The organism is Microtetraspora sp. NBRC 13810, from assembly GCF_030268685.1.
Lineage (GTDB): Bacteria > Actinomycetota > Actinomycetes > Streptosporangiales > Streptosporangiaceae > BSRQ01.
Genome location: NZ_BSRQ01000024.1, coordinates 1 through 21,773, shown reverse-complemented (window position 1 = coordinate 21,773; position 21,773 = coordinate 1). Strand labels below are relative to the sequence as shown.

The 21,773-nt window shown below is 72.3% G+C and carries 23 protein-coding genes; 5 read left to right on the top strand and 18 right to left on the bottom strand.

Going from position 1 to position 21,773, the window contains the following annotated elements; translation table 11 throughout:
- Window positions 1-30: 30 nt before the first annotated feature.
- Genes QSK26_RS34685 through QSK26_RS34655 form a run of 7 tightly spaced genes read right to left on the bottom strand, consistent with a single transcriptional unit; the run spans window position 31 to window position 6,671 of the window.
- Entirely contained in the window at window positions 31-561 is a 531-nt protein-coding gene (locus tag QSK26_RS34685) for a hypothetical protein (protein ID WP_285779561.1), read from the bottom strand.
- Between the two features lie 56 nt (window positions 562-617).
- Window positions 618-2,165 (bottom strand): sensor histidine kinase, encoded by a 1,548-nt coding sequence (locus QSK26_RS34680; RefSeq protein WP_285779560.1) that lies wholly within the window; start codon window positions 2,163-2,165, stop codon window positions 618-620.
- Window positions 2,166-2,170: 5 nt separating this feature from the next.
- Window positions 2,171-2,863, bottom strand: coding sequence for a response regulator transcription factor (locus tag QSK26_RS34675; protein WP_285779559.1), 693 nt, complete (start codon window positions 2,861-2,863; stop codon window positions 2,171-2,173).
- Complete coding sequence (locus QSK26_RS34670; protein WP_285779558.1) at window positions 2,860-3,453, bottom strand: hypothetical protein; 594 nt, start codon at window positions 3,451-3,453, stop codon at window positions 2,860-2,862. Before QSK26_RS34670 ends, QSK26_RS34675 begins: the two co-directional genes overlap by 4 nt.
- Before the next feature lie 10 nt (window positions 3,454-3,463).
- Window positions 3,464-4,747, bottom strand: coding sequence for an ABC transporter permease (locus QSK26_RS34665; RefSeq protein WP_285779557.1), 1,284 nt, complete (start codon window positions 4,745-4,747; stop codon window positions 3,464-3,466).
- Window positions 4,744-5,481: an ABC transporter ATP-binding protein gene (locus tag QSK26_RS34660; RefSeq protein ID WP_285779556.1), complete on the bottom strand. Its 738-nt coding sequence runs from the start codon at window positions 5,479-5,481 to the stop codon at window positions 4,744-4,746. Before QSK26_RS34660 ends, QSK26_RS34665 begins: the two co-directional genes overlap by 4 nt.
- Window positions 5,478-6,671, bottom strand: coding sequence for an efflux RND transporter periplasmic adaptor subunit (locus tag QSK26_RS34655; RefSeq protein WP_285779555.1), 1,194 nt, complete (start codon window positions 6,669-6,671; stop codon window positions 5,478-5,480). The genes QSK26_RS34660 and QSK26_RS34655 overlap by 4 nt, the downstream gene beginning before the upstream one ends.
- 147 nt (window positions 6,672-6,818) lie before the next feature.
- Here QSK26_RS34655 and QSK26_RS34650 point away from each other — a divergent pair, with 147 nt between their 5' ends.
- Window positions 6,819-8,738: an efflux RND transporter periplasmic adaptor subunit gene (locus QSK26_RS34650; RefSeq protein ID WP_285779554.1), complete on the top strand. Its 1,920-nt coding sequence runs from the start codon at window positions 6,819-6,821 to the stop codon at window positions 8,736-8,738.
- An 86-nt stretch (window positions 8,739-8,824) separates the two neighbouring features.
- Here the strand turns inward: QSK26_RS34650 and QSK26_RS34645 are convergent, their stop codons facing one another.
- Both QSK26_RS34645 and QSK26_RS34640 read right to left on the bottom strand, forming a co-directional pair.
- A complete protein-coding gene (locus QSK26_RS34645) occupies window positions 8,825-9,619 on the bottom strand; it encodes an ABC transporter permease (protein ID WP_285779553.1) in 795 nt (264 codons plus the stop codon).
- Window positions 9,616-10,569, bottom strand: a complete 954-nt coding sequence (locus QSK26_RS34640) for an ATP-binding cassette domain-containing protein (RefSeq protein ID WP_285779552.1) — start codon at window positions 10,567-10,569, stop codon at window positions 9,616-9,618. Before QSK26_RS34640 ends, QSK26_RS34645 begins: the two co-directional genes overlap by 4 nt.
- A gap of 104 nt (window positions 10,570-10,673) precedes the next feature.
- Between QSK26_RS34640 and QSK26_RS34635 the strand changes: the two genes are divergently transcribed.
- On the top strand, window positions 10,674-11,375 hold the full coding sequence (locus QSK26_RS34635; RefSeq protein ID WP_285779551.1) for a TetR/AcrR family transcriptional regulator: 702 nt from the start codon (window positions 10,674-10,676) through the stop codon (window positions 11,373-11,375).
- A 529-nt stretch (window positions 11,376-11,904) separates the two neighbouring features.
- Here QSK26_RS34635 and QSK26_RS34630 read toward each other — a convergent pair.
- The 4 genes from QSK26_RS34630 to lhgD are packed head-to-tail and all read right to left on the bottom strand — an operon-like array spanning window position 11,905 to window position 15,816.
- On the bottom strand, window positions 11,905-12,393 hold the full coding sequence (locus tag QSK26_RS34630) for a cupin domain-containing protein (protein WP_285779550.1): 489 nt from the start codon (window positions 12,391-12,393) through the stop codon (window positions 11,905-11,907).
- 22 nt (window positions 12,394-12,415) lie between these two features.
- Window positions 12,416-13,810, bottom strand: coding sequence for a sensor histidine kinase (locus QSK26_RS34625; protein ID WP_285779549.1), 1,395 nt, complete (start codon window positions 13,808-13,810; stop codon window positions 12,416-12,418).
- 21 nt (window positions 13,811-13,831) lie between these two features.
- Window positions 13,832-14,527: a response regulator transcription factor gene (locus QSK26_RS34620; RefSeq protein WP_502888782.1), complete on the bottom strand. Its 696-nt coding sequence runs from the start codon at window positions 14,525-14,527 to the stop codon at window positions 13,832-13,834.
- Between the two features lie 44 nt (window positions 14,528-14,571).
- Window positions 14,572-15,816: an L-2-hydroxyglutarate dehydrogenase gene (gene lhgD / locus QSK26_RS34615; protein ID WP_285779547.1), complete on the bottom strand. Its 1,245-nt coding sequence runs from the start codon at window positions 15,814-15,816 to the stop codon at window positions 14,572-14,574.
- A gap of 81 nt (window positions 15,817-15,897) precedes the next feature.
- Here lhgD and QSK26_RS34610 point away from each other — a divergent pair, with 81 nt between their 5' ends.
- A complete protein-coding gene (locus QSK26_RS34610) occupies window positions 15,898-16,260 on the top strand; it encodes a hypothetical protein (protein WP_285779546.1) in 363 nt (120 codons plus the stop codon).
- Window positions 16,261-16,321: 61 nt separating this feature from the next.
- On the opposite strand, the gene QSK26_RS34605 is transcribed toward QSK26_RS34610, so the two are convergent.
- Window positions 16,322-17,362: a hypothetical protein gene (locus QSK26_RS34605; protein WP_285779545.1), complete on the bottom strand. Its 1,041-nt coding sequence runs from the start codon at window positions 17,360-17,362 to the stop codon at window positions 16,322-16,324.
- 88 nt (window positions 17,363-17,450) lie between these two features.
- Here QSK26_RS34605 and QSK26_RS34600 point away from each other — a divergent pair, with 88 nt between their 5' ends.
- Window positions 17,451-18,419: an aldo/keto reductase gene (locus QSK26_RS34600; RefSeq protein ID WP_285779544.1), complete on the top strand. Its 969-nt coding sequence runs from the start codon at window positions 17,451-17,453 to the stop codon at window positions 18,417-18,419.
- 121 nt (window positions 18,420-18,540) lie between these two features.
- Here the strand turns inward: QSK26_RS34600 and thpR are convergent, their stop codons facing one another.
- The 3 genes from thpR to QSK26_RS34585 are packed head-to-tail and all read right to left on the bottom strand — an operon-like array spanning window position 18,541 to window position 20,823.
- Entirely contained in the window at window positions 18,541-19,110 is a 570-nt protein-coding gene (gene thpR / locus QSK26_RS34595) for an RNA 2',3'-cyclic phosphodiesterase (RefSeq protein ID WP_285779543.1), read from the bottom strand.
- Window positions 19,064-20,314, bottom strand: coding sequence for an MFS transporter (locus QSK26_RS34590; protein WP_285779542.1), 1,251 nt, complete (start codon window positions 20,312-20,314; stop codon window positions 19,064-19,066). The genes thpR and QSK26_RS34590 overlap by 47 nt, the downstream gene beginning before the upstream one ends.
- Window positions 20,315-20,361: 47 nt before the next feature.
- Window positions 20,362-20,823, bottom strand: coding sequence for a MarR family winged helix-turn-helix transcriptional regulator (locus tag QSK26_RS34585; RefSeq protein WP_285779541.1), 462 nt, complete (start codon window positions 20,821-20,823; stop codon window positions 20,362-20,364).
- Window positions 20,824-21,098: 275 nt separating this feature from the next.
- Between QSK26_RS34585 and QSK26_RS34580 the strand changes: the two genes are divergently transcribed.
- A complete protein-coding gene (locus QSK26_RS34580; RefSeq protein ID WP_285779540.1) occupies window positions 21,099-21,461 on the top strand; it encodes an NUDIX hydrolase in 363 nt (120 codons plus the stop codon).
- Here QSK26_RS34580 and QSK26_RS34575 read toward each other — a convergent pair.
- The gene (locus QSK26_RS34575) at window positions 21,391-21,723 is read right to left on the bottom strand and encodes a hypothetical protein (protein ID WP_285779539.1); all 333 of its coding nucleotides are present in this window, start codon (window positions 21,721-21,723) and stop codon (window positions 21,391-21,393) included. The two genes, QSK26_RS34580 and QSK26_RS34575, sit on opposite strands and share 71 nt — an antisense overlap.
- Between the last annotated feature and the right edge of the window lie 50 nt (window positions 21,724-21,773).

Genomic DNA, 21,773 nt, shown 5'->3' with positions numbered 1-21,773 from the left:
CGGTCCCCGCCCGGTATGGGCCGCCTGCCGTCAGGACGACGGCGCGGGCGCCGGGGTAGGCAGCAGCGGGCGGCACTTCTTCAGCGCCTTGGCCACCGCCGGGTCGCTCTCGTCCGGCCGGGCCGCCCCCCGGCCCTCGGGCAGCTTGGCCCCGTTGTCCTGCATGCAGGTGCGGAACGCCTGGAACGCCGAGTCGTCCATCCGCCGCCCGCCCATCCGCCCGGGACCGCCACTCGGCCGGAGGGAGGCGCACGCCTGCATCGCCCGGCCCATCTCCGGCGACAACGACCGCCCCGCGCCGAACCCGCCTCCCGGCCCGCCGGAGGGTCCACCGCCCGGCCGGGCACTTGGGGCTCCGCTCGGCCGGGCGGTGGGCAACGTCACCCCGTGTTCCCGAAGGCACTGGGCGAAAGCAGCCCTCGAGTCCCCGCCGGCGCCCGGTTGGGCGGGGGCGGCGGCGGCCGTGCCGTCGTCTCCACCGCAGCTGGAGACGAGGAGCACGAGTGCCAGCGCGGTCACGCCGAAGAACGATCGGGTGAGCGATCGGGCCAACGCGTCCACAGGCACTTCCTTGGGGGTGACGGAGGGGGATTCGTCCCTATTTCAGCTCGTCAACCTCAGGGACACATGCCACCAACCTCAACGTCACCTGGTAGAACGCCGGGCAGCCTGACCCGGAACGTGGCCCCCTCGCCCGGCCGGCTGTCCACCCCGATCGTCCCGCCGTGCGCGTGCACCAGCGCCGCCGCGATGGACAGGCCGAGACCGCTGCCACCCCCGTCGGTACGGCTGCGCGAGGGGTCGGCCCGGTAGAAACGCTCGAAGACGCGCGCGGAGTCGTCGGCCGACAGGCCGGGTCCCCTGTCCGTGACCTCCACCACCGCCTCCGCCCCGGCGAGCCCCACGCCCACCACGATCGGGGACCCCGGCGGGGTGTGCCGCAGGGCGTTGCCGATCAGGTTGCCGACCACCTGCCTGAGCCGGGCCTCGTCGCCGGCCACCGGCACCGGCACCTCGGCGTCGTCCAGCCGGACCAGGTCGATCACCCGGTCCGGGGCCAGGGTCTGCGCGTCGAGCACGGCGCCGGCGGTCAGGCTGAGCAGGTCCACCCTGCCGCGGGCCAGCGGGCGCTGCTGGTCCAGCCTGGCCAGCAGCAGCAGGTCGTCCACCAGGACGCCCATCCGCTCGGCCTCGCCCTCGATGCGGCGCAGCAGCCTGGCCGCCTCGTCGAGGTCGCGGGCGCCCTCCTGGCGGTAGAGCTCGGCGAAGCCGCGGATAGAGGTGAGGGGCGTGCGCAGCTCGTGCGAGGCGTCCGCGACGAACCGGCGCATGCGCTCCTCGGAGGTGCGGGCGGCCTCGGCGGAGGCCCGCGCCGCCTCGGCGGACCGCTGGGCCGCGGCCTCCGACTCCGACCGGTCCTTGAACGCCTTCTCGATCTGGACGAGCATCCCGTTGATGGCACGTCCCAGGCGGCCCATCTCGGTGCGCGGATGCCTGGCCGGCACCCGGCGGGACAGGTCGCCCCCGGCGATGGCGCGGGCGGTGCGCTCGATCTCGCCGAGCGGGCGCAGGCTACGCCGGACGAGCCAGTGGCAGGCCAGGCCGAAGGTGACCAGGACGCCGCCGCCGGCGGAGGCCACGATGACGCCGAGGCGGGAGACGGTGCGCTCGATGTCGCCCAGGTTGACGCCCACGACCCTGCTCTGTCCGCCACGGGTGGGCACGGCGATCACCCGCCACAGCACGCCGGTGTGCCCGGCCGAGTCCACGGTGAACGGCCGGTGCGCCAGCCGGGCCACCTTGGCCGTGGTGAGCTGGGGCAGCTCGGGGCGGGTGCCGTCGGTGGGCTCGGCGACCGTCCTGATGAGGGTGCCCTGGGAGTCGAGGACGACGACGTAGAACAGGCCGTAGTACTTCTGGGGGCGCGGGTCGGGCCTGGCCTCCACCGGCGGTTCCACGAGGTTTCCCGGACGCAGCGGCAGGGCGGCGGCGTGCAGTTGCTGGTCGGTACGGCTGACGAGGTAACCGCGCAGCAGTTGGACGGCGAACAGGCCGATGAGCGTGATGGCCAGGGTCACCAGGAGCAGCGTCCCGGCGACCAGCCGCAGCCACAGCGGCGTGCGGGCCACCCGCCGCCGGAGCGCCGAGATCGGGTTCGTGCGCACGGGACTTACTGGCGGGGCGCCCGCAGCACGTAGCCCACGCCCCTGAGGGTGTGGATGAGCCGCGGCTCGTCCTTGTCGATCTTGCGTCGGAGGTAGGACACGTAGGACTCGACCACGCCGGCGTCGCCGCCGAAGTCGTAGTTCCACACGTGGTCCAGGATCTGCGCCTTGGACAGCACCCGCCCGGCGTTGATCATGAAGTACTGCAGCAGCTTGAACTCCGTCGGCGACAGCCGTACCGACTTGCCGGCCCGGGTCACGTGGTGGGCGTCCTCGTCCAGGACCAGGTCGGCGACCTGGAGCCGGGAGGGCAGCTCCATGTCGCCCCGGGTACGGCGGAGCACGGCCCGGATCCGGGCGAGCACCTCCTCCAGGCTGAACGGCTTGGTCACGTAGTCGTCGCCGAGGCCGAGGCCCTGCACCTTGTCGTCGGTGCCGTCGCGGGCGGTCAGGAACAGCACCGGGACCCGCCGCCCGGTCGAGCGCAGCCGTTCGGCCACCGCGAAGCCGTCCAGGTCGGGCAGCATCACGTCGAGCACCACGAGGTCCGGCCGCATCCGCTCGGCGAGCTGCACCGCCTCCCTGCCGTCGCAGGCGGCCAGCACCTCGAAGCCGGAGAAGCGCAGGCTGGCCGACAGCAGCTCGCGGATGTTCGGCTCGTCGTCCACTACGAGCAGGCGGGCCTCGGGCACGGTCATCGTCCGCCACCTCCGCGCGGGGTCATCCCGCCTCCTTCGTTCACCGCCGTGGCGGCGACCGTGCCGTCCGCGCCCCTGCTGCCCTGCACCACCACGGTGCTGCCCGGCTTCAGGTCGCCGATCCTGCCCTTCTTCGCCACCCGGATGTCGGTGTCGTCGTCGGTGGTGACGGTGACCGTGCTGCCGTCCGTCGCCTGGACGTAGATCTTCTTGCCGTCCACCAGCTTGACGGTGCCCACCGTGGCCCCGCCCGCCCGGCCGGCCCCGCCCTGACCGAAGCCCCCGCCGCCCTGGCCGCCCTGGCCGAAGCCCCCGCCGCGCTGGCCCTGGCCGTTGGCGAACGCCTGGATCAACGCCTGCCGGTCGCCGCCGGACGACCCGCCCACGGCCTTCTGCGCCTGGATGCCGATCAGCACCCCGGCCACCAGCAGCACGCACGCCGCCAGCCCCAGCGTGAGCTTCGAGGCGGGCCGCCGCCCGGGCCGCGCCGCGAGCTCCGCGTCGAGGTCGCCCTCGAACGGGGAACTGCTGAGCAGCTGCTCGGCGGTCATCGTGTCAGAGTTGTACGGCTTGCGCCGTTCCTCGCTCATCGTCTCACCCTTACTCGTGCCGCAGTGCTTCGATGGGCCGCAGCTTGGCGGCACGGCTGGCGGGATAACCGCCGAAGAACAGGCCGATGGCGACCGACACGCCGAGGGCGAGCATCACCGACGTGGGGACGACCACCGGTTGGACGCCCGCGACCGAGAACTGGCTGCCGAGGACGCCCAGCGCCACTCCCAGCAAACCACCGATCAGGCTGAGCATGGTCGCCTCCGCGAGAAACTGGCCGAGGATCGCGTTCCTGGGCGCGCCGATGGCCTTGCGGATGCCGATCTCCCTGGTCCGCTCGGTGACGGTCACCAGCATGATGTTGGTGATGCCGATCCCGCCGACCAGCAGGCTGATCCCGGCGACCGCGGCGAGCAGCACGGTGAACGTGCCGGTCGCGGTGGCCACCGTCTCCTGGAGGGTCGCCTGGTTGAGGATGCGGTAGTCGGCCGCCTGGGTGCCGGTGATGCCGTGCCGCTGGTTGAGGATCGAGGTGACCTCGTCCTGGGCGGCGTCGACTGTGTCGGCGGAGGTGGCCTGCACGATCACCTGACCCAGCGGGCCGAACCCGGTCAGGCTCTGCTGCACGGCGGGCAGCGGCGCGATCGCGAGGTCGTCGGCGTCCTGGAAGCCGCCGGAGGAGCCGGCCTCCTTCAGCACCCCGACCACGGTGAACGGCACCCCGCCGATGGTGATCTGCTTGTCCAGCGGGTCCACGGCGCCGAAGAGGTCCTCGGCCACGGTCTGCCCGATCACCACGATCTTGCGGGCGGCCAGCACGTCGTCCGCGGTGAAGTAGCCGCCCTTGACGACCGGCTTGTTCGAGGTCTCGAAGTAGGCCGGGTAGGTGCCGACGAGCTGCTGGATCGTGTGGCTGGCACCCTCGTAGACGGCGGGCTGGGACGGCGCGGTGACCACCGGCGAGACGCTGCGCACCGAGGGCGCGTTGTTCCGGTCGGCGAGCGCCCTGGCGTCGTCCACGGTGAGGTCCTTGGCCTGGGTGCGCGGGCCGGAGCCCTGCCCGCCCGCGCCCCCGCCGCCGCCGAAGCCGAGCGCCCGGGCGAACCCGCCGCCGCCTCCGCCGCCACCGCTGGTGGAGGGGGAGATCGTCAGCGTGTTGGCGCCCAGTTGCTGGATGTTCTGCGTGATCGCCCGCGAGGTGCCCTCGCCGACCGCGACCAGCAGGATCACCGCCGCCACGCCGATGAGGATGCCCAGCGTGGTGAGCACGCTGCGCATCTTGTTCGCGGTCAGCCCGCGCACGGCGAAGCGCAGCACCTCCCAGGCGTTCACGCGGTCACCTCCGCGTGCCGGGGCGGCGGCCCGTCCACCGCGGCCTGTCTGCGGTCCTCGATGATCTGGCCGTCCACCAGCCGGATCACCCGTTTGGCGTGCGCGGCCACGTCGTCCTCGTGGGTGATCAGCACGATCGTGCGCCCGGACAGGCTCAGCCGGTCCAGGATGCCGAGCACGTCCAGGGTGGAGGCGGTGTCCAGGTTGCCGGTCGGCTCGTCGGCCAGCAGCAGGGACGGCGCCGTGGCCAGCGCCCTGGCGATCGCGACCCGCTGCTGCTGGCCGCCGGACAGCTCGTTCGGGTCGTGCCTGGTGCGCTCGGCCAGGCCCACCAGGTCCAGCGCCGCGAGCGCCCGCCGCCGCCGCTCCCCGGCCTTCACCCCGCCGTACGCCAGCGGCAGCTCGACGTTGGCGAGCGCGCTCATCCGCGGGATCAGGTTGAACGCCTGGAAGACGAAGCCGATCTTCTGGTTGCGCAGGATGGCGAGTTGCCGCTCGTCCAGCCTGCCCACGTCGGTGCCGTCGATGTGGTACCGGCCGGTGGACGGGATGTCCAGGCAGCCGAGGATGTTCATGAGGGTGGACTTGCCGGAGCCGGAGGCGCCCATGATGGCCACGTAGTCGCCGCGTTCCACGGTGAGCGAGACGCCGCGCAGCGCGTGCACGGTCGCGTCCCCCTGCCCGTACACCTTCGTCACCTGGCGCACGTCCAGGACGGGGATCTCCGCGTTCATCGGCCGCCACCGCCGCCCAGGCGTGCCCCGCCGCCGCCACCGCCGCCGAACCCGCCGCCGCCGCGGGCGCCGCCGAGGCCGGGGAAGCCGCCCTGCTGGCCGCCGGTGGTGGCCGGGTTGGCCTGCCGTACGACATGGTCGCCCTGGTCCAGGCCGGACCTGATCTCGGTGGTGGTGTCCCCCTTGACGCCGATCTCGACCCGGGTGGGGACCTGCTGACCGTTCCTGACCAGGATGACCGTGTTCTGCCCGCCGGCCGACCTGACCGCCGAGGTCGGCACGGTGAGCACGTCCTCGGCCTGGTCCGCCACGACCTGGACGCTCGCCGTCTGGCCCAGCCGGACCCCGGGCGGGCTGTCCTTGAGGGTGATGGTGACCGCGTAGCGCACGACGTTGTTGTCCGTCTGGGCCGTCGGGTCGATCTGGGAGACCTCGCCCTGCGCGGACACGCCGGTGAGCGCGTCGAACGTGATGGTGGCCGGTTGCCCGACCTTCAGCCTGGTGACGTCCGCCTCGGTGAACATGCCGACGATCTGCAGTTTCCTGGTGTCGGCCAGTTCGACGAAGCCGGAGCCGCCCGATGCCGTGCCGGTGCTCTTGGCCGCGCCGCCCGCGCCCGCCCCGCCGGAGCCTGCGGTGCCCGCCGACCCGCCGCCGGAGCCGCCGGTTCCGCCGCCCGAACCGCTCGCCGGGCCGCCGGCGGTGCCGTTGACCCCGGTGACCGTGCCCGCGAACGGCGCCTTGAGTACCGTGCCGTCGAGTGCCCGGCCGGCCTGCCGGTAGGCGTTGCGCGCGTTGATGTACTGCGAGTAGCCGGAGGCGGTGGAGGTGTCGGCGTCGTCCGCGGCGTCCAGGCTCGCCTTGGCCGCGTCGAGGTTCTCCCTGGCCTCGGTGTCGTCCAGCCTGGCCAGCACCTGACCCTTCTTCACCCTGTCCCCGACCTCGACCTTGATCGACTCGACGGTTCCGCTGCCGGTGAAGTTCAGCGACCTGGTGTTCGCGCTGGCGATCGAGCCGGACGCGGAGACGGACGACGTCACCGTACCCTTCGTCACCGTGGCGGTCAGGGGTGTCACGCCGGGCTCGGGTTCCCCGTTGAGGGAGGCGTAGGCGGCTCCGACCCCGGCCACCAGAAGCACCGCGAGGGCACCGTTCACGATCAGCGCTCTGCGCCGCAACGACAGCTTCACAAGCGACCACCTTGGACCGCCGCGCTTGACCTCAGCTCAGCTTCGCCTGAGCGTTTGCTGTCAGGAGTCGCCCGCCCCGTCCGTCACACAGGAAACTCTCAGCTCAGGCACGGCATGACCTGACATCGCGGCACCAGGATGACACCCATGAGAGCGAGTGTCCTTCGAGCGGGCGGCCTGGCGCTGGCCGTCCTGGCCGCCGCGGGCGTCACCGTGCTGTCCCTGGGGGACTCGGGCTCGACGGCCGCGATCCAGGCCGATCTGGCCGCCGCCAAGCGCGGCACCGTCGTCAACGCGGTCTCGGCGGCCGGCTCCACCGTGAACGCCCGCACCCGGCAACTCGCCTTCGGCGCGTCCGGCGCGGTACGGAAGGTCTACGTACGGCCGGGCGACAAGGTGGACGCGGGCGACCTGCTCGCCACGATCGACGACACGCAGGCCCAGGAGGACTACACGGCGGCGAAGGCGGCCGTCGACGCGGCCCAGGAGACCGCCGACCAGGCCGAGGACGCTGAGGCCGCCGGTACCTCCCAGGCACCGGCCGGCACCTCAGGCGGCGGCACCGGTTCCGGCGGCGCTGGCGCGGGCGCGGGTGCGGCCGGTATCGGCGGCGCTGGTGCGGGTGCCGGCGGGGCCGGAGCGGGTGCGGGCGGGGCTGGTCAGCGGGCCGCGGGTGGCGGGCAGGCCGGTGGCTCCGGCGCTCCGGCGGGCGCGGGTACCGGCAAGCCGTCCCAGCCCTGTGTCACCTCGCCCGCCAAACCTGGCACCCCTGGCACCCCGACCAAGCCCGGCACTCCGACCGGACCGGGCGCTCCTTCCAAGCCTGGCACGCCCTCCTCGCCGGGCAAGCCCGCCACGCCTCCCGCGCACCCGGGGAAGCCGACCCCTTCTCCCAGCACGCCTCCCACCTCCGGCGAGCTGAACGTGGCCCCGGCGGCGAACGTGGCCCCGGCGGCAGCCGTACAGCCCGCGCTGATCCAGCCGGCCGTGTACCACCCCGCCCAGGGCGGCCGGGACGCCACGCAGAGCGCCGTGGACCGGCACCGGCATCACCCCGGCCACGACAAGCCCACGGCCGACCCCGTCCCCACGGCGACCGCCACCGCCGAGCCCACCGAGAAACCGGCTGAAAAGCCGACCGGCCCGGCCAGGCCGGACCCCCGTCCGACCTCGTCCCCCGAACCGGACCCCACCTACCCGCTCTCCCCCGCGCCCCAGCCGCCCGCCACCACGGCCCCCACGAAGCCGGCCCCCACACCGACCTGCGGCGGGGCGACCCAGCCCGCGCAACCCCCGGCCCAGGGCCAAGGGGCGAACGGCCAGGGCGGCGGCACCGGCGCCCGCCCCGGCGGCGGCACGGGCGGCGGTGGCGGTGGTGGCGGGTTCGGCGGCGCGGGCGGCGGCGGGAACCGGGTGGTGACGGTGGCGCAGGCGCAGGCCGACCTGGCGACGGCCAAGCGGCAGCTCGACCAGGCCGACACCGCGCTGAAGGGCGTGTCCATCGAGGCTCCGGTGGCCGGCACCATCCTGTCGGTCGCCGGCGGCGTCGGCACCGACCCCGGCACCGGCACCTTCATCACCCTCGGCAACCTGGACGAACTCCAGGTCCAGGCGATGTTCTCGCAGACCGACGTCGGCCACCTCAAGATCGGCCAGCCCGCCACGGTGGGCCTGTCCACCCGCCCCGGCCGGAACTACACCGGCGAGGTCACCCAGATCGCGCCCACCGCCACGGTCAACGGCAACCTCGTCCAGTACGGCGTGATGATCGCCTTCGACAAGCCGCCGGCCGGTCTCATGGTCGGCCAGAGCGCGATCATCCAGGTGACGGTGGACAAGGCGGACGACGCCGTCTACGTCCCGTCCCGCGCCGTGCACACCGGCCCGAAGGGCTCCACCGTCACCGTCCGCGTCAACGGCTCCGACACCGAACGCCGGGTCACCACCGGCGTACACGGCGACCTCTACGTCCAGATCGTCACCGGCCTCAAGGAGGGCGACCAGGTCGTGGTCACCCGCCCGGGCGCCGACACCTTCCCCGACGCCACGTTCCCCGGCATGGGCTGACGCCGTGGGCCTGGCAGGGAATCACGGGGCCCGGCGACCGGATCGGAAGATCCGCTGGGGAGCCCGGTACTCCGCCGGCCCGCCCGTCAGTACGGCCGGGCGAACCGGCGTATCGACAGCGGCACGAAGACGGCGAGGATGAAGGCGCACCAGGCGAGGGTGGCGAGGACGGGGTGGGCGAGTGGCCAGGTCGCGTCACCGGTGGGGACGCCGGGGTTGCCGAACAGTTCGCGGCAGGCGGTGACCGCGGCGCTCACCGGGTTCCACTCGGCGAGGAATCGCAGCACGGCGGGCATACCGTCGATGGGCACGAAGACGTTGGAGATCATGGTGAGCGGCATGGTGAGCGGGCCCAGTTTGGCCGCCGTCTCCTTGTTCTTGACCAGTGTGCCCAGGTAGATGGCGATCCAGGACATGGCGTACTGCAGCAGAAGCAGCAGCCCGAAGGCGGCGGCGGTGGCGGCGATGCCGTTGTGCGCCCGCCAGCCGACCAACAGGCCGGTCGCCGCCATCAGCACCAGGGTGGCGGTGGCGACGATGAGGTCCGATCCCGTCTGGCCGAACGGCACGGCCGACCGGGCGATCGGCATCGAGCGCAGCCGGTCCATCACCCCGAGGCCGGTGTCCCCGGCGACCTCGATCATGGAAGCGGTGACGCCCATCACGATGCCCATCACGAACAGGCCGGGCATCAGGTATTCGCGATAGTTCGCCCCCTGGCCCACCGGGATGGCGCTGCCGAAGACGTAGCCGAAGAGCACCACGAAGGCCAGCGGGAACATCACGGCACCGGCGATCGCCCCGGGGCTGTGCCGCAGTTGCAGCAGGTTCCGGTGCACGATCATCGCCCCGTCCCCGAGGCCGTGCCTGATCGTCGTCATCGGACCGCCTCCGGCGTCCGGCCGGGCTCGCCGGTCAGGGTCAGGAACACCTCGTCCAGGCTGGGCAGCCGCACGGCCACATCCACCGGTTCGACCCCGGCCGTCTCCAGCCCGCGCACCACCCCCGGCAACGTCGTCGACTGCGCGCTGAACGGCACGCTGAGCCGTAACCGGTCGCGGTCGATCTCCGGCGTGGCGCCGGTCATGGCGTTCAGCGCGCCGCCGGCGGTGCCGAGGTCCGTGGCCGTGCGGACGACGACGTCGATCCGGCCGCCGAGGGCCGCCTTGAGCTCGCCGGGCGAGCCCGACGCGATCACCCGGCCGTGGTCCACCACCGCGATGTGCTGGGCGAGCCGGTCGGCCTCCTCCAGGTACTGCGTGGTCAGCAGCACGGTGGCGCCCTGGGTGACGAGTTCCCTGATCGTGTCCCAGATCTCGTTGCGGCTGCGCGGGTCGAGCCCGGTGGTGGGTTCGTCCAGGAACAGTACGGCGGGCGGGACGATCAGGCTGGAGATGAGGTCCAGCCTGCGGCGCATACCGCCCGAGTAGGTGCGCACCGGCCGGTCCGCCGCCGCGGCGAGGTCGAAGCGTTCCAGCAGTTCGGTCGCCCTGCGCCGAGCGTCGGCGCGGCCGAGGTGGAAGAGCCTGCCGAAGAGGTAGAGGTTCTCCCTGCCGGTCAGCGTCTCGTCCAGCGCCGCGTGCTGGCCGGTCAGCCGGATTCGGCGGCGTACCTCGGCCGGCCGGCGGGCCACGTCGAACCCGGCGACCGTGGCCCGCCCTCCGTCCAGGGCGGTCAACGTGGCCAGCGCCCGGACGGCGGTGGTCTTGCCCGCCCCGTTCGGCCCGAGCAGGCCGAAGACCGTGCCCGCCGGCACGGCCAGGTCGAGCCCGTCCAGCGCCTGTGTCCTGCCGAACCGTCTGCGGAGCCCTTCCGCTGTGACGATCTCCATCACGCCTCCTTCGAGTACGGTGTACGCGATGTACGGTAACCCTTCGGGTACGGCGTACGCAAGGACTTTCGGGTACGATGTACGCGAGAACGGGGAGGGTATGGATGGCCCAGGTGTGGATGCCGGCTCCCGAGTCGGGGCGCGGGCGGCCTCCCAGCTACAGCCGCGCCCAGATCGCCGAGGCTGCCATCGCCATCGCCGACGAGCACGGCATCGACGCGGTCTCCATGCGCAAGGTCGCGGCGGCGCTCGGCACCGGCGCCATGAGCCTCTACCGGTATGTGGAGAACAAGCAGGCCCTGTGCCAGATGATGCTGGACCACATCGTCGGCGAGATCGGCCTCCCCGAGCCCACCGGCGACTGGCAGGCCGACCTGCGCGCGGTGGCCGAACGGCAGCGCGCCACCCAGCTCGCCCACCCGTGGCTGGCCGGCATGGCCGCCGGCCGCCCCGCCATGGGGCCCAACGTGCTGCGCATGCTGGAGCACAGCATGGCCGTCCTGGACGGTCTCGGTCTCAGCCTGGAGGACATGCTGGAGACCTATTCACTGGTCAGCAGCTGGGTCAACGGCTTCGTCCAGGAGGAGCTGACCGAGCGGGACATCCGCCGCGGCACCGGCCTCGACGAGCAGGGCTGGCAACGCAGCCTCGCACCCCACCTGGAAACCCTCACCGCCAACGGCGAATACCCCTACTTCACCCGCATCCTCCGTGAAGGCGCCGACCACGACTTCGACACCCGCTTCACCCGCGGCCTGACCCGCATCCTCACCGGCATAGCCGCCACCCTCCCCCCCACCCCGTAACCCCCCAAGTCCTCCGCTCCCAGGCGCCACAGCGACCGGGGCCCGGCGCACAGCCATGCCTCGCACCCCCGGGGCGCCCAGCCCTCACACACCCCCCGGCGAAGCGCTCGTGGTCGCGTCCACGGATGCCGCCACCGGCATCGGCCACACCGAATATGCCGGCCGGTGGGGTCCCCACAGCCGACCGCAAAGGCACGTGCTCCCCACAGCCGACCGCGAAGGTACGCGCTCCCCACAGCCGACCGCGAAGTTCTCCGACGAGTGAGCCGACGGCCTTGGACAGGGCCCAACACCCACAGTTCACGGTTCACGAAGGCGTTCTCAGAGGCGTTCTCAGGGGCGATGACAATGCCGACGCATCGGGGGCGTTCACGGAGGCGATGACAATGCCGGCGTAACGGGGGCGGTGCCCCCGGCGCCAAGCACGCTCCCTCTCCCCCCAAGGCGCCGCGACGGCGAGACGCGGAACGGCGATGCCCGGCGCCCCCGAACGGCGCACAGGGACCCGAAGGGCGCCCAGGGAGACGAGTCACACCCAGTGGTTGTCGTGCAGAAGATAGAAAGCGGCAAGCTCCTCGTCAGACGGCATCCCCGACATCGCGAACTCGGCCAGCCCCTCGAAGTACCCCTCCCGCGGCCCACCGGGAGAGAAGTGCAACAACATGGTGGCCGCCTCACCGGACTCGTTCCGGAACCCGTGCACACCCCCCTCGGGCACATGCACGAAGTCACCGGGCCCGGTGTCGACCCACCGAGAACCGTCGTAGATCTTGATCGTCCCGGTCAGGACGTAGAACGACTCCGACATCGTCCGATGAAAGTGCGGCCCAGGCCCACCCGCCTCCGGCCCCATCTCATACCGATACATGCCGTACTGCCCGTTGGTCCCCGCCCCGGTGGCGAGGTAGTGCACTCTGGTGCCGGAGGCGAAGACCAGGTCGGCGGGTGCGTCGGCCGTACGGATGGAGGCGCTGAGCTCGCCCTGGTCACCGAGATACCGCGGTTCGGGATAAGACATGACATGCAGTCTTTCACCCTGATCACTTCTCCAACGGCAGGACCACGCGGAACCGGGCGCCCTTGCCGGGGGCGGAGTGGGCGGTGACCCTGCCGCCGTGGGCGCGGACGAGCGCGGCGACGATGGCGAGGCCGAGGCCGGTGCCGCCGTCGTCCTTGAGGGCGCGGGTGCGGGCGGTGTCGGCGCGGTAGAAGCGTTCGAAGACCCGCTCGGCCTGCTCGGGGGTGAGGCCGGGGCCCTCGTCGGCGACCTCCAGGTATGCCTGGTCGCCCGTGGCGCCCACCCGGACCGCGACGGGCGTGCCGGCGGGGGTGTGGATGAGGGCGTTGGTCATCAGGTTGCGGATCACCTGGCGGAGGCGCAGCTCGTCGCCGGCGACGATGAGGGCGGCGCCGTCGACGTTCAGGGTGACCTCGCGGTCGGGGGCGAGGATGCGGGTGTCGTGCACCGCGTCGGCGGCGAGGGCGAGCAGGTCCACGGGGTCGTTGGCGACCGGGCGCTGGCGGTCCAGGCGGGCCAGGAGGAGCAGGTCGTCCACGAGCAGGCCCATCCTGGCGGCTTCGTCCTCGACCCTGCGCAGCAGCGCGGCCGGGTCGCCGTCGGGATTCTGCCGGTAGAACTCCGCGTAACCGCGGATCGAGGTGAGCGGGGTGCGCAGTTCGTGCGAGGCGTCGGCGACGAAGCGTCTCATCCGCTCCTCTGAGCCGCGCGCCGCCGACTCCGACTCCGAGCGGGCCCGGAAGGCGGCCTCGATCTGGGCGAGCATGCCGTTCAGGGCGCGGGCCAGGCGGCCGACCTCGGTCCGCGGGTCGGCGTCGGGCACCCGGCGGCTCAGCTCGCCGCCCGCGATGGCCTCGGCCGTACGCTCGATCTCGCCGAGGGGCCGCAGGCTCCGCCGTACGATCACGATGCCGATGCCGGCCAGGATGAGCATCACCCCGCCGCCGCCGAGCAGGTCGATGAGCGCGAGCCTGGAGGTGATCTGGCGCACCTCGGCGAGGTCGGTGGCGACGACGAAGCTGCCCGTGCCGCCGATCGGGGTCACCCTGACCCGCCACTCCCCGCTGCCCCGGATCGCGGCGGCGGTGAACGGCTCCAGGTTGCCCTGCCGCGGCACGTCCGGGCCCGGCTCGCCCTCGGCGTCCATGCCGCTCAGGGTGAGCAGGATCTCGCCGTCGTCGGCGCGCAACTGGAGCATCGCGTCCGGCGGCAGCCTGATGTTGGTCAGCGCCGTCGGGCCGCGCTGGCTGCGCCGGATCACGTCTCCGGTGATCATGTCGTTCTGCGCGTCCACCCGGTCGATCAGGTAGCCGTGCAGCACGGACACGCTGCCCACCCCGATCAGGGCCAGCCCGAACGCGCACAGCGCCAGCGTGACGGCGATGAGCTTGATGCGAAGGGGTGTCCGGTTGGGCATCCGCGGGGCCGGGCTCGGGGGTCAGGTGGTGGGAGGCACGCGCAGCACGTATCCGACGCCGCGCAGGGTGTGGATGAGCCTCGGTTCGATGTTGTCCACCTTACGGCGCAGCACGGAGACGTAGGACTCGACGATCGCGGCGTCTCCCCGGAAGTCGTAGTTCCACACGTGGTCGAGGATCTGCGCCTTGGACAGTACCCGCCCCGCGTTGCTCATGAAGTAGTGCAGCAGCTTGAACTCGGTCGGCGACAGCGCCACCGGCCGGCCCCGCCGCCAGACCTCGTGGCTCTCCTCGTCCAGCTCGATGTCGGCGAAGGACAGCCGCGGCGGCGGCAGGGAGGGGTCGCCGGAGGTACGGCGGAGCACCGCCCGGATCCGGGCCACCACCTCCTCTAGGCTGAACGGCTTGGTCACGTAGTCGTCTCCGCCCAGGGTGAGCCCGCGAATCTTGTCCTCGGTGGCGTCCCTGGCGGTGAGGAACACCACCGGCGTGTACGTGCCGCCGCCGCGCAACCGGCGCACCACCTCGAAGCCGTCCATGTCCGGCAGCATGACGTCGAGCACGACCAGGTCGGGCCGGTGCCGCTGCACCGCGGCCACCGCGTCCGCACCGGCCTTGGCCGTGGCCACCTCGAACCCGGCGAACCGGAGGCTGGCCGCCAGCAGTTCGAGGATGTTGGGCTCATCCTCGACGATCAGTAGTCGGGCTTCTGGCAATACGCTCACAGTGTCCATATTGTCCTGGTCACCTGAGAATTCTGTTAAGAGCGGGAGACGACCTGCGCGATGTGCCGCGCGATCGCCAGGCTGGACGTGGCCGCGGGCGACGGCGCGTTGCGGACCAGCACGACCCTGCCGTGCGTGTCGATGGCGAAGTCGTCGAGCAGGGAGCCGTCGCGGCGGACCGCCTGGGCGCGCACCCCGCCCGCCGTCCGGGCCAGGTCCGCGCCGGTCAGGGCGGGTACGTAGCGGCGGGCCGCGTCGAGGAACGCCTTCTTGACGAGCGAGCCGTAGACCTCGCGCACGCCGGTCCGCCAGTGCCGGGCGGCCAGCCGCAGCGTGCCGGGGAAGGTGAGGATCCGCCGCAGGTCGCCGGCCCGGATCCGGCCCCACGTGTAGCCCTCCAGGGCCAGGGCCATCACCGCGTTCGGTCCCACGAGCACCTCACCGTCGATCCGGCGGGTCAGGTGCACGCCGAGGAAGGGGTAGCGGGGATCGGGCACCGGGTAGATCAGACCGCGTACCAGGTCCCGCGCCGTGCCGACGAGGCCGAGATACTCGCCCCGGAAAGGGACGATTCTCACCTCGCCCTCCGAGCCCGCCATCCGGGCCAGCGCGTCCGTGCCCAGCCCGGCGCACGTCACCAGGCGGTCGAAGGCGAACCGGCGTCCCCCGGCCAGCACCTCCACCTTGCTCGCCGTCTCCCGCAGCCGGGTGACCGGGTGCGCGAGCCGTACCTCGCCGCCCAGGCCGGTCACGTCGGCGGCGAGCCTGCGGGCGACGGCGGGGAAGTCGGCGATCGCGGTGTGCGGGGAGTGCACGGCGGCCACCCCGACCGCGTGCGGCTCGACCTCGCGCAGCCCCAGCGCGTCGAGCTCGGCGATGCCGGGCACGCCGTTGTCCCTGGCCCGCCCGGCGATGCCGCGCAGCGCCGCGCGCTCGGCCGCCGTGGACGCGATGACGAGCTTGCCGGCCTCGGTGTACGGCAGGCTGTGCTCGGCGCAGTACTCCTTCAGCAGCGCCACGCCGTCACGGCAGAGCCTGGCCTTGAGCGAGCCGGGCGGGTAGTAGATGCCGGCGTGCACGACGCCGCTGTTGTGGCCCGTCTGGTGGGCCGCGACCCGGTCCTCCTTGTCCAGGACGGTCACCCGGGCGCCACGGGCGGCGGACAGCTCACGCGCGACCGCGAGGCCGACGATGCCGGCCCCGATCACCCCGATGTGCTCGCTCACTCTGCTCCGCCCATCACCCGCGCCCTTCGAAAAGCTAGTGCCCTCCCTCGCCATGGAGAAGACTTTTCCCATATTTCATGCCGTTTCCTGACCTCAACAAGGGTCATCGAACAGGCGTTCGGTAGAATCGGGCTCGTGTATGTGCCACCGGATTGGCCCTCCGCGGTGCGCCCGCCGGGCAGCCCCGACTGGGAGAGCTCCGCGGTGGCGTGGCTGCTCGACGCCGTCCCGCCGGACTACCGCGCCTACGGCGTGCTGCGCCGCCACCCGCTCGCCCTGGCCAGGATGGCGGGCCAGCACGTCCGCTCGGCCGTCGAGGCGGCCCGTGCGGGCTACCGCGGCGCGGCCGTCGACCTCAAGGAGCACCTGCCCCCGCACGCCATCGAGGCCGTCCTTGAGGCATACCGCCAGGAAGGCCCCCGCCTCGTCCGCCTGGCCGCCTCCATCGACCTCGTCGAACGCGCCCTCCGCGGCGAGCCGTTCACCCCCCGGATGTGAGCTGCCGGCTCACCGTCGCCGGGAGCAAGAACTGCGCGACCGCCACCCCGCGTGCGGGTCCTCAGCGCGCGAGCCGGGCGATCACCGCGATGATGGCGGTGGCGCCGAAGGCGATGGCGAGCCAGACGACGACCACGCCGGTGGGGACGCCGTCGTCGTCCGGCTCGACGGCGGTGACGCCCGCGACCGGGGTGCGCGCGGGCTCCGGGGCGGCAGCGGGCCGGGTGGGCGTGGGGGCGGCCTGCTTCGGCAGGGCGGCGGCCGGCAGCGGGACGCGATAGACGGGGCTCTTGGCCCCCTCCGAGCCGGTCAGCAGGGCGGTGCCGTCAGGGGTGTAGGCGATGGACTCGGCCTGGTCCAGGTCGGGCATCGAGACCCGGGAGAGGGTCTTGCCGGGGGCGCTGTAGACGGTGGCGGAGAAGTAGGTGCGGATCACGAAGCTCGACCCGTCCGGCGCGTACGCGGCGTCGGTGGCCATGATCGGCGCGGAGCCGACGCGGCGCAGCGTGTTGGTCCGGTCGGTGCGCAGGCGGCGCGGGGCCTCGTACACCGAGCCGCCGAACTCCTTGCTCACCACGTAGAGCCGGCCGGTGCGCGGGTTGATCATGATGCCTTCGGCGTTGCGGGCGCCGTCGGCGTAGCGGAAGCGGTAGCGGGTGGCGGGGAGCGTGGCGTCTCGCAGCGTGGACGGCTCGGCGACCCGGTAGACGGAGACGTCGGGCCAGCCGCCGTTGAGGTTGTCGCCGATGTCGGCGAACCAGAGCACGCCGCGCCCGGTCTCCGGATCGACGGTGGCGGCCATGGCCTCCCAGTCGCGGGCGGCGGCGCCGCGCAGGGTGAAGGCGGCCCTGGTCCGGCCGTCGGTCCCGACGGCGAAGAAGACCGGCCCGGCCGAGCTGTCGTTGTGCGTGTAGACGATCCCCCGGTGTGTCGGCGACACGGCGAGGCCGCTCGACTCGGTGATCCGGGGATCCCGGAACCTGAAGAGCAGCTTCTCCCCGTCCGCACGCACGTCGGCCCTGGCCACGCCGGGCCCCACGGCCGGCACCACCGCCAGCGCCGCGACCAGCACCGCCACCACGCGCCTCAAGACAGCCCCCATGCCGCCATCATGCCCTGCCGCCGCCCCGGAAGGGCGTAAGCCACTCGCACTGGCCTGGAGCGCACTCCAGGTACCTAGGGTTGACCACATGGATTATGCGCACCTCGGACGCAGTGGTCTCAGTGTCAGCCGGCTCTGCCTGGGGACCATGAACTTCGGTCCGGTGACCTCGGAGGAGAACTCCTTCCCCATCATGGACCGGGCCCACGAACTCGGCATCAACTTCTTCGACACGGCCAACGTGTACGGCGGGGCGGAGAACAAGGGCCTGACCGAGCAGATCGTCGGGCGCTGGTTCGCCTCGGGCGGCGGGCGGCGGGAGAAGACCGTCATCGCGACCAAGCTGTACGGCGCGATGAGCGACTGGCCCAACGACGGGAAACTGTCCGCCCTCAACATCCGGCGGGCCTGCGACGCCTCCCTCCAGCGGTTGCAGACCGACTACATCGACATCTACCAGGCGCACCACGTGGACCGGGACACCCCGTACGAGGAGTTCTGGGAGGCGATGGAGGTCCTGCGCCGGCAGGGCAAGATCCTCTACGTGGGTTCGTCGAACTTCGCAGGCTGGCACATCGCCAAGGCCCAGGAGAGCGCGAACCGGCGCAACTTCCTTGGTCTGGTCTCTGAGCAGAGCCACTACAACCTGCTCACCCGGACGGTCGAGCTGGAAGTGCTGCCCGCGTGCGAGGACTACGGGATCGGCGTGATCCCGTGGAGCCCGCTGGCCAGCGGCCTGCTCGGCGGCGTGCTGCGGAAGATCGACAAGGGCCGGTCCGCCTCGGAGCACATGCTCAAGCAGCTGGACAAGCACCGCGACAAGATCGAGCGCTTCGAAGCCCTCTGCGACGAGATCGGCGAGGACCCGGCCAACGTCAGCCTCGCCTGGCTGCTGCACCAGCCCGCGGTCACCGCGCCGATCATCGGCCCGCGGACGATGGAGCAGCTCGACGGACCGGTCCGGGCCCTGGAGATCTCGCTCGACGAAAAGACCCTCGCCCGGCTGGACGAGATCTTCCCCGGCCACCGGACGGCCCCGGAGGACTACGCCTGGTAGGCCGACGGCGAGCCCTGCTCATCGGCACTAGGTGAGCAGGGCTCCCAGCACGACGAGCAGCACGAGCAGGGCGAGCACGGCGGGGAGCAACCAGCGTCGGGGACGGTCCACGGAGTGGAGCCTATTCCCCCGGCCGGACGGTCCCGGCCAGGGGCCACGTGGCGATCGTCTCATAACGGACCCGCGCCCCCAGGTGGCTGCGCACGAGGTGGACCTCCGCCGCCCGCCACGGCGTCCCGGCGAAGGACGCCAGCTCCTCCGCGAGGGGGCGCACGTCCACCTCCTCGCGGGACCTGGCGACGCTCAGGTGCGGGCGCAGCGGCTTGTCGTCGGTCTGCTCCGCGCCCGCCCGGCGCGCGCCCGCCTGCAACGAGCGGGCCAGCCCGGCCAGGGTGTCCTTCGGGCCGGCGAGGCCGCACCAGAACACCCGGCTGCGCCGTACCGAGGGGAAGGCGCCGACGCCGGCGAGGGAGAAGGTCATCGACTCGCGGCGGGAGGCGGCCCGGCTCAGCCGTACCGACAGGCCGGGCAGCACCGTCTCGGGCACCTCCCCCAGGAACGCGAGCGTCACATGCCAGTTGTCGCGCGGCAGCCAGCGCAGTCCCGGCCAGCGGTCCCGGTGCGGGCCGAGCGCGGCGTCGATCTCATCGAGCGACTCCGGCGGCGGCAGCAACGCCACGAACAACCGCATCCGCGTTCCTCCTGCGCACGACCGCGTTGGTCACCAGGATGGCCAGGCCGGTGCCGACCAGGCTCATGACTCCGGCAATCATGACACCGACCCGGGGTCCGCCGAGCTCCGACACCCAGCCGATCAGCGGGGCGCCGAGCGGCGCGCCGCAGGTGAGCATCAGGATGTAGATGCTCATCACCCGGCCGCGCATCTCGGGCGTGGTGGTGAGCTGCACGATGGCGTTGGCCGCGTTGTTCACCGTGATCAGGGCGATCCCGGCGGGCACGAGCAGGACGAGGTAGACGAGATAGCCGGGGGCGAACGCGGTGACGATCTGGGCCACGCCCAGCGCCACGGCGCCGCCGATCAGCAGGCGGCGGGTCGGCTGAGCCCTGCGGGCCGCGAGCAGCGCGCCCCCCAGCGCGCCGACGGCGAAGGCGCTGGAGGCGATCCCGAAGGCCGAGGCCCCCGCGCCGAAGACCTCCGTGGCCATCACCGGGATGGAGATGGTGAACCCCTGGGTGAACATCGACTGGAAGGCGATCAGCAGGATCGGCATGAGCAGCGCCCGTTCGCCGAGCACGTACCGCAGGCCCTCGCGGAGCTGGCCCTTGGCCCTGGGCACCGGTTCGGGCGTGCGCAGCTCCGAGCGGCGCATGAACACCAGACTGGCGATCACGGCTCCGAAGCTCAGCGCGTTGACGACGAAGATCGGGCCGGTGCCGCCGAGCGCGTAGATCAGCATGCCGGCCAGCGCGGGGCCGACCACCCTGGCCAGGTTGAAGCTGGAGCTGTTGAGGGCGATCGCGTTGGCGAGGTCGCCCCGGCCGACCATCTCGACGACGAACGACTGCCGGGTCGGCACCTCGATGCAGGACACCGTGCCGAGCAGGAACGCCAGCGCGTACACGTGCCACACCCGCGCCTCGCCGGTGAGCGCCAGCAGGCCCATGACGAGGGCGAAGAGGCCCATCAGCGACTGCGCGGCCACCAGCAGCCGCCGCTTGGGGTAGCGGTCGGCGAGCACGCCGCCGTACATGCCGAACAGGAACTGCGGCAGGAACTGCAGGGCCGTGGTGATGCCGAGTGCGAAGGCGCTGCCGCCGGTGAGCTGGAGGACCAGGAAGTCCTGGGCGGTGCGCTGCATCCAGGTGCCGGTGTTGGAGACCACGCCCCCCGAGGCGAACAACCGGTAGTTGTGGTTGCGCAGCGAGCGGAACATGCCACCCGCCGCGCCGCGTTCCTCGGGGTCCGCGTCTTCCTGGGCGCCTAGATCCTGCTGAGCTTCTCCAGGATCGGCGCCGCCGCGCGCAGCACCGACCGCTCCTCCGGAGTCAGCTCCTTCAGCCGTTGGGTCAGCCACGCCTCCTTGCGGCGCCGCTCCTCCTTCAGCAACGCGGACCCCTGCTCGGTCACGCCAAGCGACACCTGCCGCCGGTCGGTCGGATGCGGGGTTCTGGTGATCAGTCCTCGCTGGTCCAGCACCGCGACGACCCTGGTCATCGAGGGGGGCTGCATCTTTTCCAGCTCGGCCAGTTCGCCAGGGGTTATAGCGGAATGCCGCTCGACGGCCGCGAGGACCGCGAGCTGGGTGGGGGTCAGTGCCCCGACCGCGGACTGCCGGCGAAGCCGCCGGTTCAGCCTGGCCAGGGACACGCGCAGTGCGGAGGCCAGCCCGGCGTCGCTGCGCAGGCTCGCGCCGGGTTCCTTCTTGGGAGGGTTCGTTAGCATGTCTCATTACCTTTGCTAACTATATGCGCTTCGACGGTATTCCTCATAGGTGAGGATCATCTTCCCTCTTTGTAGGGGTTGCCTGGACGTCGGCAGCCGTTACGCCCTCCTGCCTCCGGATCCGGCAAGCGGAAGGCTCGACGACGCGTCCTCGCGTCGGCTCGCGCACCTGGCATCGCTGCCAGGGTGCGTGAGCGGGTACTCCCCGTGCGATCACCACTGAACCGGCGTTGCGTCGCTCGCCGGCTCGGTGGTTGGCTGTGGCGACCCGGCGGATGGGGCGGTTAGAGTCCGCAGTGCCGCCCCCGGGGCGAGCGCCCGGGTGCCGGACCGTCGCCCTCATCCGCCGCGACCAGCCGGGCAGCGTTCACTACACGCTGCCCGGGGGCAACGTGCGTCCCGGCGAACCCCTCGCTGACGCCTTGTGCCGTGAACTCGCCGAGGAACTCCTCCTCGACGTCGGCGACTCCGCCCCGGCCCGGCTCGTGTGGATTCAGGATCAGATGATCACCCGCCCCGGTCCGACCCCGCCGCCCCGCAAGCTCCACATGATCTACCGGCTGCACGTCACCGGTCGGCCAGGTCGTAGCCGAAGCTGCGCGGCGTGGTGGCGGCCTCGGCGCCGGTTCCGGTCTTGACGGTGAGCCGGCCCAGCTGGTCGAACTGCCGGTTGATCCGCACGTTGCCGGGCTGGAGGGTGGGGGTGGGGTTGTCGGCCGCGTCGTAGCTGTAGGTCCAGGTGCGGTCGGCCAGGGCGGGGTGGGTAGCGGGTTCGGTGACGGTTCGAGGAGGCCGAGAGTGTTGCAGGTGGCGTTGCCGCGGCCGTCGGTGATGCCGGTGCGGGTGCCGGTGGTCGGCCTGCTCGCTCAGATGGGCGTTCAGCGAAGTCAACGCGGCCATGCCTTGAGAATGCCGGCGTCGTTCCGCTGCGGAGCTGGTCAGTTCACCGG

Bases quoted from the DNA above. Each gene is read 5' to 3' on its own strand.
- QSK26_RS34675 (WP_285779559.1), bottom strand. From the start codon at position 2,863: ATGACCGTGCCCGAGGCCCGCCTGCTCGTAGTGGACGACGAGCCGAAC.
- QSK26_RS34670 (WP_285779558.1), bottom strand. From the start codon at position 3,453: ATGAGCGAGGAACGGCGCAAGCCGTACAACTCTGACACGATGACCGCC.
- QSK26_RS34660 (WP_285779556.1), bottom strand. From the start codon at position 5,481: ATGAACGCGGAGATCCCCGTCCTGGACGTGCGCCAGGTGACGAAGGTG.
- QSK26_RS34650 (WP_285779554.1), top strand. From the start codon at position 6,819: ATGAGAGCGAGTGTCCTTCGAGCGGGCGGCCTGGCGCTGGCCGTCCTG.
- QSK26_RS34645 (WP_285779553.1), bottom strand. From the start codon at position 9,619: ATGACGACGATCAGGCACGGCCTCGGGGACGGGGCGATGATCGTGCAC.
- QSK26_RS34640 (WP_285779552.1), bottom strand. From the start codon at position 10,569: ATGGAGATCGTCACAGCGGAAGGGCTCCGCAGACGGTTCGGCAGGACA.
- QSK26_RS34635 (WP_285779551.1), top strand. From the start codon at position 10,674: ATGGCCCAGGTGTGGATGCCGGCTCCCGAGTCGGGGCGCGGGCGGCCT.
- QSK26_RS34630 (WP_285779550.1), bottom strand. From the start codon at position 12,393: ATGTCTTATCCCGAACCGCGGTATCTCGGTGACCAGGGCGAGCTCAGC.
- QSK26_RS34625 (WP_285779549.1), bottom strand. From the start codon at position 13,810: ATGCCCAACCGGACACCCCTTCGCATCAAGCTCATCGCCGTCACGCTG.
- lhgD (WP_285779547.1), bottom strand. From the start codon at position 15,816: ATGGCGAGGGAGGGCACTAGCTTTTCGAAGGGCGCGGGTGATGGGCGG.
- QSK26_RS34605 (WP_285779545.1), bottom strand. From the start codon at position 17,362: ATGGGGGCTGTCTTGAGGCGCGTGGTGGCGGTGCTGGTCGCGGCGCTG.
- QSK26_RS34600 (WP_285779544.1), top strand. From the start codon at position 17,451: ATGGATTATGCGCACCTCGGACGCAGTGGTCTCAGTGTCAGCCGGCTC.
- thpR (WP_285779543.1), bottom strand. From the start codon at position 19,110: ATGCGGTTGTTCGTGGCGTTGCTGCCGCCGCCGGAGTCGCTCGATGAG.
- QSK26_RS34590 (WP_285779542.1), bottom strand. From the start codon at position 20,314: ATGTTCCGCTCGCTGCGCAACCACAACTACCGGTTGTTCGCCTCGGGG.
- QSK26_RS34585 (WP_285779541.1), bottom strand. From the start codon at position 20,823: ATGCTAACGAACCCTCCCAAGAAGGAACCCGGCGCGAGCCTGCGCAGC.
- QSK26_RS34580 (WP_285779540.1), top strand. From the start codon at position 21,099: ATGGGGCGGTTAGAGTCCGCAGTGCCGCCCCCGGGGCGAGCGCCCGGG.
- QSK26_RS34575 (WP_285779539.1), bottom strand. From the start codon at position 21,723: ATGGCCGCGTTGACTTCGCTGAACGCCCATCTGAGCGAGCAGGCCGAC.